The sequence below is a fragment of the Nocardioides montaniterrae genome (assembly GCF_054782655.1).
Genome location: NZ_BAAGSB010000003.1, coordinates 257,366 through 270,055 on the forward strand (window position 1 = coordinate 257,366; position 12,690 = coordinate 270,055).

The 12,690-nt window shown below is 70.2% G+C and carries 12 protein-coding genes; 9 read left to right on the plus strand and 3 right to left on the minus strand.

The features are described 5' to 3' along the window. Nucleotides 1-35 precede the first annotated feature (35 nt). Both ACYVJ3_RS07420 and ACYVJ3_RS07425 read right to left on the minus strand, forming a co-directional pair. Complete coding sequence (locus tag ACYVJ3_RS07420; RefSeq protein WP_460852087.1) at nt 36-1,454, minus strand: FAD-dependent oxidoreductase; 1,419 nt, start codon at nt 1,452-1,454, stop codon at nt 36-38. Between the two features lie 56 nt (nt 1,455-1,510). Further along, the gene (locus ACYVJ3_RS07425) at nt 1,511-1,900 is read right to left on the minus strand and encodes a nuclear transport factor 2 family protein (protein ID WP_460852089.1); all 390 of its coding nucleotides are present in this window, start codon (nt 1,898-1,900) and stop codon (nt 1,511-1,513) included. A gap of 48 nt (nt 1,901-1,948) precedes the next feature. Here ACYVJ3_RS07425 and pafA point away from each other — a divergent pair, with 48 nt between their 5' ends. From pafA to ACYVJ3_RS07470, 9 genes are all read left to right on the plus strand, one after another. Continuing rightward, nucleotides 1,949-3,310, plus strand: a complete 1,362-nt coding sequence (gene pafA / locus ACYVJ3_RS07430) for a Pup--protein ligase (protein WP_460852091.1) — start codon at nt 1,949-1,951, stop codon at nt 3,308-3,310. Nucleotides 3,311-3,355: 45 nt separating this feature from the next. Beyond that, the gene (locus tag ACYVJ3_RS07435) at nt 3,356-4,372 is read left to right on the plus strand and encodes an FKBP-type peptidyl-prolyl cis-trans isomerase (RefSeq protein WP_460852093.1); all 1,017 of its coding nucleotides are present in this window, start codon (nt 3,356-3,358) and stop codon (nt 4,370-4,372) included. Between the two features lie 167 nt (nt 4,373-4,539). Continuing rightward, the gene (locus ACYVJ3_RS07440) at nt 4,540-5,499 is read left to right on the plus strand and encodes a helix-turn-helix transcriptional regulator (RefSeq protein WP_460852094.1); all 960 of its coding nucleotides are present in this window, start codon (nt 4,540-4,542) and stop codon (nt 5,497-5,499) included. After that, nucleotides 5,496-6,533, plus strand: coding sequence for a helix-turn-helix transcriptional regulator (locus ACYVJ3_RS07445; RefSeq protein ID WP_460852096.1), 1,038 nt, complete (start codon nt 5,496-5,498; stop codon nt 6,531-6,533). Before ACYVJ3_RS07440 ends, ACYVJ3_RS07445 begins: the two co-directional genes overlap by 4 nt. A gap of 12 nt (nt 6,534-6,545) precedes the next feature. Further along, nucleotides 6,546-6,785 carry a Sec-independent protein translocase subunit TatA gene (locus ACYVJ3_RS07450; protein ID WP_460852098.1) on the plus strand — a complete coding sequence of 80 codons (240 nt, stop codon included), beginning with the start codon at nt 6,546-6,548 and terminating at the stop codon, nt 6,783-6,785. A gap of 29 nt (nt 6,786-6,814) precedes the next feature. After that, complete coding sequence (gene tatC / locus ACYVJ3_RS07455) at nt 6,815-7,651, plus strand: twin-arginine translocase subunit TatC (protein WP_460852100.1); 837 nt, start codon at nt 6,815-6,817, stop codon at nt 7,649-7,651. Next, nucleotides 7,648-8,043, plus strand: coding sequence for a hypothetical protein (locus ACYVJ3_RS07460; RefSeq protein ID WP_460852101.1), 396 nt, complete (start codon nt 7,648-7,650; stop codon nt 8,041-8,043). The genes tatC and ACYVJ3_RS07460 overlap by 4 nt, the downstream gene beginning before the upstream one ends. 30 nt (nt 8,044-8,073) lie before the next feature. Beyond that, entirely contained in the window at nt 8,074-8,955 is an 882-nt protein-coding gene (locus ACYVJ3_RS07465; protein ID WP_460852104.1) for a diacylglycerol/lipid kinase family protein, read from the plus strand. Further along, nucleotides 8,952-11,681, plus strand: a complete 2,730-nt coding sequence (locus ACYVJ3_RS07470) for a DEAD/DEAH box helicase (RefSeq protein WP_460852105.1) — start codon at nt 8,952-8,954, stop codon at nt 11,679-11,681. Before ACYVJ3_RS07465 ends, ACYVJ3_RS07470 begins: the two co-directional genes overlap by 4 nt. 72 nt (nt 11,682-11,753) lie before the next feature. On the opposite strand, the gene ACYVJ3_RS07475 is transcribed toward ACYVJ3_RS07470, so the two are convergent. After that, the gene (locus tag ACYVJ3_RS07475) at nt 11,754-12,674 is read right to left on the minus strand and encodes a 5'-3' exonuclease (RefSeq protein WP_460852106.1); all 921 of its coding nucleotides are present in this window, start codon (nt 12,672-12,674) and stop codon (nt 11,754-11,756) included. Nucleotides 12,675-12,690: the final 16 nt, after the last annotated feature.

Below are 12,690 nucleotides of genomic sequence, written 5' to 3' on the forward strand. Positions count from 1 at the left end.
GCTGATTGCTGCGGTTTGGCGCCAAACGGCAGGAATCAGGATCCACCCACCGAAGCCGGCCGAACAGCCGGCCCCTCCAGCACCGACCCGTCCTCAGCGAAGCGCGACCCGTGCAGCGGACAGTCCCAGGTCTGCTCCGCGTCGTTCCAGCTGAGCACACCGCCGAGGTGGGTGCAGAGGGGGCGATCCGAGGTACCGACGGCGCGGGTGAGGTGACCGCAGGCGAGGTTCCAGCCGACGGCAGCGTTGTGGGAGGCGAGTCCGAGGACGGCCCTGAGCTCGTCGAGCGACCAGGTCCGGAACGCGCCCGCCCAGTCCGGGGTACGGCCGCCGAGGATCGAGGCGGCAAGCAGCAGCGCGGCTGCAGGAGCGGTGCTGAGGCCCCACTTGTCGAAGCCGGTGATCGCGAGCAGGTCGGACGAGCCGGGCAGCACCGGACCGGCGTACGGCAGGCAGGCGAGCGGCGACTGGTCCTGGGCCGACCAGGCATGGATGACCCGGCCGCCGGTGAACGTCTCGGCCGCCCACGCAGCGAGCTCATCAAGACGTTCACCCGGTCGGTCGTGGCCGGTCTCGTGGCCGGCACCGCCGATCAGCAGCAGGTCCTCGGCGCCCTCACGCCGCACCGCTCGCAACGAGCGCACCTGCGCATCGGCCGAGAGATGCATGCCCTCCGGGATCCAGAGCCCGCCGGGCGCGGTCGGCTCGAGCGCTAGCGCGTAGGACCGCTGTGCCCGCATCCGTCCGAAGAACAGCCCGCGCATCCCGATCGGCTGGTTGGTGGCCAGCACCACCTTGACCGCTCGCACCGAGCAGTCGCCGGCGACCAGCTCGATCCGCTCGCCGGTCCGACGTACGTCCCGCACCCGTGTGCCCTCGTGGATCACCCCACCGGCCGCCTCCACCGCGTCCGCGACGGCGGCCAGCAGGCGCAGGGGGTCGAGCTGAAGCTGGTCGTCGAGGCGTACCGCGCCCCGCACGGTGAACGGCATCTCCGTCTCGTTGCACCACTTCACGGCCAGCCCGCACCGGCGCGCTTCGTCGAGCTCGGCACGCGCCCTGCGCTCACCCTGCGCTGTCGTGGCGTACGTCGTCGCGTGCCCGTCCTGCAGGGGGACTCCGTGGGTCTCGCAGAACTCCTCCAGCCAGGCCTGGCCCTCGCGCGAGGCGGTCACGTACTGCCGCACGATCTGCGCCGGGTGGAGCCGCCGCGCCCGCGAGAGCTTGGTGCCCTGCAGCAGGCTCACCTTTCCCGTCGTACGTCCGCTCGTCCCACCACCTGTCGAGCGCGCCTCGAGGACGACCACCGACCGCCCCGCCCGGGCGAGCAGCAGTGCGGTCAGCAGGCCGGCGATGCCGGCGCCGACCACAGCGACGTCGTACGTCGCATCCGCGTGGATAGGTGGGCGTACGGGGTGGCGGTCTGAGCTCCAGAGCGGCGAGGTGGCGCGCATGCCGCTCAGTACCCGGCGACCGGCGGTGCAGTCAGATCTGGGCTGGTCTGCTCTCTTCAGCCCTGCTCGAGCCGGCCGACCATCAGCTCCATCAGCTTCACCAGTCCCTTGAACGGGCGCACCATCACCTGGAAGTCGCTGATCTGACCGGCGACATCCCACTCGAACATGTCGACGCCGTGCACGATCACGCCCTCCAGATCGGCCTTGAACTCCAGCACGGCCGAAGAGTCGGCGTACCACTCGCGCTGGTAGGCGATGGTCGGACCCAGCACGTCGAGCGCCGCCGTCAGGTACTTGAGGGTGAGCTCCTTGCCGGCCTGAGGCGTGTGGAGCGCGGGGGAGCGGAAGACCGCCCCGTCCGCGATCAGTGCGGACAGCTCGGCCACATCGCGAGAGGCGACGACGGCGTGCCAGCTGGCGACGGTGGGCGGCATCGCGGACATGCAGAAACCCTACGGGCGATGTGACCCACGACGCACTAGGCTCTTTTCATGGACCGCCGCATCTTCGGGATCGAGAACGAGTACGGCGTCACCTGCACGTTCAAGGGTCAGCGAAGGCTGAGCCCTGACGAGGTAGCGCGCTACCTCTTCCGCAAGGTCGTCTCCTGGGGGCGGAGCTCCAACGTCTTCCTGCGCAACGGCGCCCGGCTCTACCTCGATGTCGGCAGCCACCCGGAGTACGCCACGCCCGAGTGCGACGACATCAACGATCTCGTCGCGCACGACAAGGCGGGGGAGCGCGTGCTCGAGGGCCTGCTGCTCGACGCGGAGCAACGACTCCGCGACGAGGGCATCGCCGGCGAGATCTACCTGTTCAAGAACAACACCGACTCCGCGGGCAACTCCTACGGCTGCCACGAGAACTACCTGGTCTCCCGTGAGGGCGAGTTCAGCAAGCTCGCCGATGTGCTCATCCCCTTCCTGGTGACGCGCCAGATCATCGTCGGCGCCGGCAAGATCACCCAGACCCCCCGCGGAGCGTCGTACTCCGTGAGCCAGCGCGCCGAGCACATCTGGGAGGGCGTCTCGAGCGCCACGACGCGGTCACGACCGATCATCAACACCCGCGACGAGCCGCACGCCGACGCCGAGCGCTACCGCCGCCTGCACGTCATCGTCGGCGACTCCAACATGTCCGAGACGACGACGATGCTGAAGGTCGCCAGCTGCGACCTGGTGCTGCGGATGATCGAGGAGGGCGTCGTCATGCGCGACATGACCCTCGAGAACCCGATCCGTGCGATCCGCGAGATCTCCCACGACGTCTCGGGCAGCCGCAAGGTCCGGCTCGCCAACGGCCCCGAGGCCAGCGCGCTCGAGATCCAGGGCGAGTACCTCGCCAAGTGCCGCGAGTTCGTCGACCGCCGCGGCATCTCCACGCCCGTCATCGAGCGCAGCCTGGACCTGTGGGAGCGCGGCCTGAAGGCGATCGAGTCCGACGACCTCAGCCTGGTCGACCGCGAGATCGACTGGGTCATCAAATGGAAGCTGATCGACCGCTACCGCGCCAAGCACGACCTCCCGCTGAGCCATCCCCGCATCGCCCAGCTCGACCTGACCTACCACGACATCCACCGCAACCGGGGCCTCTACTACCTCCTGGAGAAGCGCGGCATGGTCGCGCGCACCACGACCGATCTGAAGATCTTCGAGGCCAAGTCCGTGCCGCCGCAGAACACGCGCGCCCGGTTGCGCGGCGAGTTCATCCGCAAGGCGCAGGAACGTCGCCGCGACTTCACGGTCGACTGGGTGCACCTCAAGCTCAACGACCAGGCGCAGCGCACCGTGCTCTGCAAGGACCCGTTCCGGGCGTACGACGAACGCGTGCAACGCCTGATCGACGGCATGTAGGCGAGCCTGGCGGGAGCCTCGCGCGGGTTGGCTATGGTTGCGGCCGTGTCGACCCGATTCCGGCGTACCGCCGTCTTCCTGATCGCTCCTGCCCTCGCCGTCACGCTGACCGCGTGCGGCTCGTCGTCGAAGGCGTTCGACGACGTCGGCATCAGCGGCGACTTCGGCAAGGCGCCGTCCTTCACCTTCAAGAAGGACATCGGCTCGAGCGATGCCCAGACCAAGACGCTGATCCCCGGTGACGGCTCCGCCCTCGCGAGCGGAGACCACGTCCTGGTCAACTTCGCCATTGCCGACACGACGACCAAGCAGACCCCGATGTCGTCGTTCGACGACTCGACCGGCGCGCTCGCCCTGCAGGTCGGCCAGGCCGCACCGACCACGCCGCAGTCGCTGAGCGACGTCTTCCTGCCGGAGATGCTGCGCTACGTCAAGGCGGGTGTGAAGACCGGGACCCGCATCGCGATCGCGGGCGAGGCCGACAAGGTGTTCCCCGACATCTGGCAGATGTTGCCGAACCTGAAGTACAACATCGGCAACGCGGACGGCGTCGTCCTGGTGATCGACGTGGTCGGCGTGGCCGACGCGGCATCTGGCGCGACCCAGTCGGCACCTGCCTGGGCGCCGAAGCTGGTCGAGACCGGTGGCAAGATCTCCGCACTCGACTTCAAGGGCACGCCGCGCCCGACCGGCAAGCTCCGGGTCGCCACCCTGATCAAGGGGACCGGCCCGGCCGTGCAGCGCGACCAGACCGCGTCGGTGAAGTACCTCGGTCAGGCCTACGGCGCGAAGAAGCCGTTCGACGGCACCAGCTACCTCCAGGACCGCTATCTGGACGGCTGGATGGACACGTCCGGCAAGGGCGCCGACAAGGCCCTCTCGATGGGTGGGCTGGTCAAGGGGTTCGTGAACGGGCTGGTCGGTGTTCCGGTCGGCAGCCGCGTGATCCTCGAGATCCCGCCGGCGCTGGGCTACGGCAAGGCCGGTAACTCGCAGGCCACGCCGAAGATCAAGGGCACAGACACGATCTACTTCGTGGTCGACGTCCTCGGGGCTGCCTGAGGCCTTCGTTGGAGTTGCCGTTTGGTGCCAAACGGCAACTCCAGCGGCGTTTTTGCTGCGGTTTGTCACCAAACCGCAGTAATCCGTCGGCTGCGAGCCCCGTAACACTCCACAACCCGACTTCGAACACTTGATCGAACTCACGGTGACCAGGCAGAATCAGGACCATGCCGGTCCCGAAGAGTGAGCGCCTGCTCAACCTGCTGATCATGCTGCTGGTGCAGCGGCGCCCGATCGGCAAGGAACGGATCCGCGAGCTGCTCTACGCGGACGCCCGGCCGGACGCCTTTGAGAAGATGTTCGAGCGGGACAAGGAGGAGCTGCGCAGCCTCGGCGTACCCATCGAGGTCGCCGCGATCGACCCGATCTTCGAGGACGAGCTGGGCTACCGCATCCCCTCGGAGCAGTTCGCGCTCCCGCCGATCGAGCTGACGCCGGAGGAGGCCTCGGTGGTCGGCCTGGCGACGAAGGTCTGGCAGGACGCGACGATGGCGCAGGCGACGACCGACGCGGTCCGCAAGCTCAGCGCGGCCGGCGTCGGTGTCGACCTCAGCGCGCTCGACCTGACCCAGCCGCGCGGACGGTCCGAGGAGCCCGCGTTCGCGGCGTGCTGGCAGGCCGTGTGCGAGCGCCAGGCGATCCACTTCGACTACCAGCGCCCCGACCAGGAGCCGACCAGGCGCCGCGTGCAGCCGTGGGGCGTCGTCCGTTCATCGGGTCGGTGGTACCTCGTCGCCCTCGACCTCGACCGCCAGGCCGAGCGCGTCTTCCGGCTCGACCGGTTCCGCGGCAAGGTGCGCACGGTCGGCCCGATCGGGGCGTACGCCGTCCCCGCCGACACCGACCTGCGCGCGGTGATCGCCCGCCTGGCTCCGCGTCCGGCGTACGACGAGGCGGTGGTGCTCGCCCGCACGGGCGCCGGGCACACGTTCCGACGGAGGGCGGCCACGATCGAGCAGGACGTGCCGGGCCCCGACGAGGCCAGTGGCTGGGACCGCATCGTGCTCGACAAGCCGGGCCGTGGGCTGGTCGACGAGGTCCTCCACCATGGTCGTGACGTGGTGCTCGAGGAGCCGGCCGAGCTCCGCGCCCAGGTCGTCGCGCGCCTCCAGGCGCTGGTCGCGTGAGCGCCCGCCCGGCGCTCGGCGCCCGCGACCAGGTCTCGCGCCTGCTCACGCTCGTGCCGTTCCTGCACACCCGCGACGAGGTCCGTCTGGCCGACGCGGCCAGCCTGCTCGGCAGCACGCCGGACGCGGTGCTGTCCGACCTGAGGGTCCTGTTCATGTGTGGCCTGCCCGGTGGCCTGCCCGACGACCTGATCGACGTCGACCTCGACGCCATCCAGAGCGACCAGGGCTCGGCACGCACCGAGGGCGTGATCCGGATCGACAACGCCGACTACCTCGCCCGGCCGATGCGGCTGAGCCCGACCGAGGCGAGCGCGGTGATCGTCGCCCTGCACACGCTGCGCGACGGGTCGCCGCCCGACGTACGCCGCATCGTCGACGGCGTGCTGGCCAAGCTCGAGGCCGCGACGAACCTCGGCCCCACTCTGGCCACCCATCCGGGCGAGGCTCAGCAGGCCGCCCTCAGCGCCCGCCTCCAGCAGGCGGCCGAGGAGGGCCGCCAGGTACGCCTGCGCTACCACGTGCCGGCCCGCGACGAGGTCTCCGAGCGCGTCGTCGACCCGTTCGGGGTCGTGACCAGCGGCCGCTTCTCCTACCTCGACGCCTGGTGCCACAGCGCCAACGCGGACCGACTGTTCCGGCTCGACCGCATCGACGAGGCCGACGTGCTCGCGAACCCGATCACCACGCCTCACCGAGAGCCGCGCGACCTTGATGAAGGGCCCTACGACCCGGCACCCGAGCGCGGCACCATGGTGACGCTGCACCTCGACCGTCAGGCGCGCTGGGCGACCGAGTACTACCCGATGCGCAACGTCGCCGAGCAGGCCGACGGCAGCCTCACTGCGAGCCTCACGGTCGCCGACCCGCGCTGGCTGATCCGGCTGCTGCTGAGGCTGGCCCCCCACGCCCAGATCCTGGAGCCCTCGCCGCTCGCCGACGAGCTCGCCGCCCACGCGGGGGAGACCTTGGCGCTCTATGAGACCCCGGGGCGTAGCATGGTGCCTGTCCGCACGACCGACGTTCGAGATTGAGGCAGATCGCCGATGTTCCCCCTTGTTGACATTCCGGGCGGCTGGGAGCTGCTCGTCATCGCGGCCGTCATCATCTTGCTGTTCGGCGCCAAGAAGCTGCCCGAGTTCGCCCGTGGCACCGGCCAGGCGCTGCGCATCTTCAAGGCCGAGACCAAGGGCCTGCGCGACGGCGACGACAAGGAGGCCACCGAGGCCGACAAGCCTCTCGAGGGCAAGATCGTCGAGACGCCGCGCGACACCAACGCCGGCTGAGCCGCGCGCTCTCCTGAACCACCACTGACGTGTCCCTGTCCGGCGTCGTCTCGCTCCTCGTCGGCAAGCCGGTCCACCCGGTCGCGGCCGACGGGCGGATGGCGCTGTCCGACCACCTGCGTGAGCTGCGCGCGCGCATCATCAAGTGCGCCCTGATCATGCTGGTCGGCCTGGTCCTCGCGGCCTGCTTCTACCACCAGCTGCTGCACCTCGTCACCGGCCCGTACGACGACGCGCGCAAGGCCCTGGGTGACGGCCGTTCCGACATCTACACCAGCGGCCCGCTGGGCGGCTTCATGCTCTTCTTCAAGCTGAGCGGGCTCGCCGCGCTGGTCGGCACCAGCCCGTTCTGGCTCTACCAGATCTGGGCGTTCATCCTGCCCGGGCTGCACCCGCACGAGCGCAAGTGGTCGCACGTCTTCGCCGCGATCGCCGGTCCACTGTTCATCGTGGGCGTCGTGATCGGCTACGTCACGCTGCCGAAGGGCCTGCAGATCCTGATCGGCTTCACGCCGGCCAACGTGCACAACCTGGTCGACTTCAACGAGTACCTCTCGTTCTTCAGCCGGACCCTGCTGACCTTCGGCGTGGCCTTCGAGATCCCGGTCTTCGTCGTGCTGCTCAACATGGCCGGCATCGTGAAGGGCAAGCAGCTCGGCGCCTACCGGCCGTGGATCATCGTCGGCACCTTCATCTTCGCCGCCGCGGCGACGCCGTCGACCGACCCGTTCACGATGACGTTCCTCGCGGTCCCGATGTGCCTGCTGTTCTGCCTCTCCGAGGTCATCGCCCGGGTCAACGACCGCCGTCGCGCGGGGCGTGACCTGAACGCCGAGCTCTCGCCCGACGAGGCGAGCCCGCTGTGACCTGCCGCGTGTTCACCTCGGTCGACCCGTTCGAGCTGCCCGACTGGCTCGGCACCGACGAGGTGACCTGGTCGGCCTCGTGCGCGCTCGGCGCACCCACGGTCCCCGGGCTGCTGCGCAGCGACACCCACGACGCCGAGATCGTCTGCGACCTCGTCTCGGCCGACATCGCCTGCCCCGCGCCGATCGTCGACGACGCGACCCGGATCCGGGTCCACCAGGCGTGGCGCGACGGCCAGGTCGAGCTCCTCATGTGCGAGGACCGGCTCACCCTCGCGGTGCCCGGCACCGCCCAGGACGCCGACCTGATCCTGGAGGCCATCGGCCGGCTCGCCAGTGCGGTCGGCGCCCGACCGTCGCGCTACGGCGTACGGCTGCGTGCCGGGCACTGAACCACACCTGCTCGCACTAGGGTTCACCACGTGCCCCGCACCATCCGAGACGTCGCGCTGCTGATCAACCCGACGGCCGGCCGCGGGCGCGGCACCCACCACGTCGACCAGGTCGTCCCGGTCCTGGAGGCCGCCGGCTGGAACGTACGCCGCCTGCAGGGCGTCGATGGCGCCGAGGCCGAGTCGCTCGCGGCCAAGGCCGTCGCCGACGGTGTGGACGCGCTGGTCGTGCTCGGTGGCGACGGCCTGGTCCATGCGGCGATCCAGGCGATCGCCGGCACCGAGGTCGTCCTCGGCGTGATCCCCGCGGGGACCGGCAACGACTTCGCGCGCACCATCGGGCTGCCCCGCGGTGATGTCGTCGCCGCCGCACGCCACCTGGTCGCGGCGCGTCCTCAGCGCATCGACCTGGCCCGTGCGGGCGACCGCTGGTTCGCCACCGTGCTGGCCGCCGGGTTCGACGCGGTCGTCAACGAGCGCGCCAACGCCATGACGTGGCCGAGGGGCCAGATGCGCTACAACCTGGCCACCATCGCCGAGCTGCGCGTGCTCCGGGCGCGGCCGTACGTCCTGACCCTCGACGGGGTCGAGCAGCAGCTCGACGCGGTCCTGGTCGCCGTCGGCAACGGCCCTTCCTTCGGCGGCGGTCTGCGGATCACCGAGGGCGCCGAGATCGATGACGGCCTGCTCGATGTCGTGGTCATCAAGCCGATCACCCGCCGCGAGCTCCTCACGACCTACCCGAAGCTGTTCAAGGGGACCCACATCAGCCATCCGCAGTACGAGCGCCATCGCGTCCGCCAGGTCACCGTCGCCGCGCCCGGGATCATCGCGTACGCCGACGGCGAGCGCTTCGGCGCGCTCCCACTGACCGTCGAGTGCGTGGCCGCCGCAGCCTGGGTCCTGGCATGAGCGTCTTCGAGGACTTCGCCGCCGGCTACCGGTTCCCGCTCGACCCGTTCCAGGTCGAGGCGTGCGCCGAGGTCGAGGCCGGGCACGGCGTGCTCGTCGCCGCGCCCACCGGCGCCGGCAAGACGATCGTGGGGGAGTTCGCCGTACATCTCGCCCTCGCCGAAGGACGCAAGTGCTTCTACACCACGCCGATCAAGGCGCTGTCGAACCAGAAGTACAGCGACCTCGTCGACCGGTACGGCGCCGACAAGGTCGGCCTTCTGACCGGTGACACGACCATCAACGGCGAGGCGCCCGTGGTCGTGATGACGACCGAGGTGCTGCGGAACATGCTCTACGCGCGGTCGCGGACCCTGGTCGGCCTGGGGTACGTCGTGATGGACGAGGTGCACTACCTCGCCGACCGCTCGCGCGGCGCCGTGTGGGAGGAGGTCATCATCCACCTGCCGGAGTCGGTGTCGGTGATCTCGCTGTCGGCGACGGTCTCCAACGCCGAGGAGTTCGGTGAGTGGCTGGAGACCGTCCGCGGCACGACCAGGACGATCGTCGCCGAGCGGCGGCCGGTGCCGCTCTACCAGCACGTCATGGTCGGCAACCGGCTCCTGGACCTGTTCGCCTCCTCGGAGGTCGACGCCGCTGCCGGCTTCGTCCGCGAGGGTGCCCGGGTCAACGACGAGCTGAGCCGGATCGCCCGCGACGACTGGGCCAGCTCTCGGCTGATGCGCGACCGCCGCTCGCCCCGGCAGGGCAGGCCCGGCTCGAGCAAGGGACCGCGACAGGTCGGCAACGGCCGCCGCGTCTGGATCCCCACCCGGGTCGAGGTGATCGACCGGCTCGAGCGTGAGCGACTGCTGCCGGCCATCGACTTCATCTTCAGCCGCGCGGCCTGCGACGCCGCGGTCGAGCAGTGCCTGGCTGCCAACATGCGGCTGACCACGCCGCAGGAGCGTGACAAGGTCATCCGGTACGTCGAGAAGGAGCTCGGGTCGTTGCCCGGCGCCGACCTCGAGGTGCTCGGTTACACCACGTTCCTGGACGCCGCCTCCCGCGGCGTCGCCGCGCACCATGCCGGCATGCTGCCGGCGTTCAAGACCTGCGTGGAGGAGCTCTACCTCCGCGGCCTGATCAAGGTCGTCTTCGCCACCGAGACCCTGGCGCTCGGCATCAACATGCCGGCCCGCACGGTCGTGCTGGAGAAGTTGACCAAGTGGAACGGCGAGACCCACGCCGACATCACGCCGGGGGAGTACACCCAGCTCACCGGCCGTGCCGGTCGCCGGGGCCTGGACATCGAGGGCCACGCGGTCGTCCTGTGGCAGCCGGGCATGAACCCGCGCGAGCTCGCCGGCCTGGCGTCGACGCGCACCTATCCGTTGCGCAGCAGCTTCCGACCGTCGTACAACATGGCCGTCAACCTGGTGCACTCCTACGGCAAGCACCGGGCGCGCGAGCTGCTCGAGCAGTCCTTCGCCCAGTTCCAGGCCGACCGCGCTGTCGTCGGGCTCGCTCGTCAGCTGCGCAAGGCCGAGGACGCGCTCGAGGGGTACGCCGAGGCCGCCCACTGCGAGAAGGGCGACTTCATGGAGTACGCCGCCCTGCGCCGGCGGATCAGCGACCTGGAGAAGGACGCGAGCCGCAACCGCCGCGCCGACCGGCGTACCGAGGCGTCGGCCTCGATCGAGCGGCTCGAGGCCGGAGACGTGATCGTGGTGCCGGCCGGCAAGTTCGCCGGGCCTGCCGTGGTGCTCGACACAGGCCTGTCCGAGCACGGCCACCGGCCGCTCGTGATCACCGCCGAGCGTCAGGGCCGCCGCCTTGCGATGCTCGACTTCCCGACGCCGGTCGAGCCGGTCGCCCACATCCGGTTGCCGAAGAAGCTCGACCCACGCAACCCCGCCCAACGCAAGGACGTCGCGCTGCAGGTGCAGGAGGCGGTTCGCGCGCTGCCGCTGAGCGTGGTCAAGCCACGGCAGCAGAAGGTCGCCCCGGACAGCGATACCGCCGGCGAGGTCGCCCGGCTCCGTGCGGAGCTCAAGGCGCACCCGTGCCACACCTGCGAGGACCGCGAGGACCACTCACGCTGGTCGGAGCGATGGTTCAAGCTGGACCGCGACACCCAGACACTGGCCCGACGCGTCGAGCGGCGTACGAACACCGTGGCACGCACCTTCGACCGCGTCTGCGAGGTGCTGACCGCGCTCGACTACCTCACCCCCGGCGACGACCCGGAGGTCACCGACCGCGGGCGTGGCCTGATGCGGATCTACTCCGAGCTCGACCTGGTCGCCGCCGAGGCGCTGCGTGGGGGCCTCTGGAACGACCTCACCGCGCCGCAGCTGGGTGCCGTCCTCTCCGTCCTGGTCTACGAGTCGCGACGTCCCGAGGACGCGCCGCCGCCGGTCCCGGGAGGTCCGGTCGCCTCCACCATCGAGGCGATGATGCGGCTGTGGGCCGACCTCGAGCGCCTCGAGAAGGACCACCGCCTCGACTTCCTCCGCAAGCCCGACACCGGCATGGCCTGGACCGCCTACCGCTGGGCCGAGGGCGAGCGGCTCGACGAGGTGCTCCGCCGCGCCGACCTCACCGCCGGTGACTTCGTCCGCCAGATGAAGCAGCTGGTCGACTTCGCCGGCCAGATCGCGGATGCCGCCGCCGGCACCCCGGTCCGCAACACCGCCAGAGAGCTGGTCGGGTTGTTGCGTCGGGGGATCGTCTCGGGCGACTGAAAAGCTGCCGTTTGGTGCCAAACGGCAGTTCCTGGCGTCTCAGAACTGCGGTTTGTGCACAAACCGCATCCATCAGCGAGCCGCCAGGACCCCCGTCAGCCTCTCGACGGCCGACCCCAGACCCCACCGCTCGGTGAGCTCGGCGAGCCGTCCGGAGTCGGCGGGGGAGGAAGGCAGAGAGAGCCCGTCACGGGAGAGCGGGATGTCCCGGGCGACGGCGACGACCTTCGGCGCGACCGCGAGGTACGGAGCAGCCTCCGCCATCTTGGTCCGTACGCCGGCAGCGAGGCCCGACGCAGGATCGGCGCACGCAGCGACGACCCCGTCCAGGTCCTCGAAGCGCTGCAGCAGCGACGCGGCGGTCTTCTCGCCGACACCCTTGACCCCGGGCAGACCGTCGGACGCGTCGCCGCGCAGGGTCGCGAAGGCGGCGTACTGGTCGGCGCGGACGCCGTACTTCTCCAGCACCCACGCCTCGTCGACGCGCTCGTGACGCCCGACGCCCTTGCCGATGTAGAGCACCCGTACGCCGGCCGCGTCCGAGACCAGCTGGAACAGGTCACGGTCGCCGGTGACGATGTCGACCGGCATCCCGGCGGAGGTGGCCAGCGTCCCGATCACGTCATCGGCCTCGTAGCCGGGAGCACCGACCACGGCGATCCCGAACGCGGACAGCACCGACCGCATGATCGGTACCTGCGCCTCGAGCGGGTCCGGCACCTCCTCGACGTCCGGAGCGTCCGGGACCTCGGCGACGACCCGATGTGCCTTGTACGACGGGATCAGCTCCACCCGCCACGCCGGCCGCCAGTCGTCGTCCCAGCAGCAGACCAGGTGGGTCGGCTCGTACTGCTCGACCAGCGTCGAGATGTAGCCCAGCAGCCCACGCACGGCGTTCACGTTGGTGCCGTCCGGGGCAAGGATCTCCGGCGAGCCGAAGTACGCGCGGAAATACATGCTGGCGGTGTCGAGCAGCAGCAATCGATCTGTCACGGACGCAACCATAGGG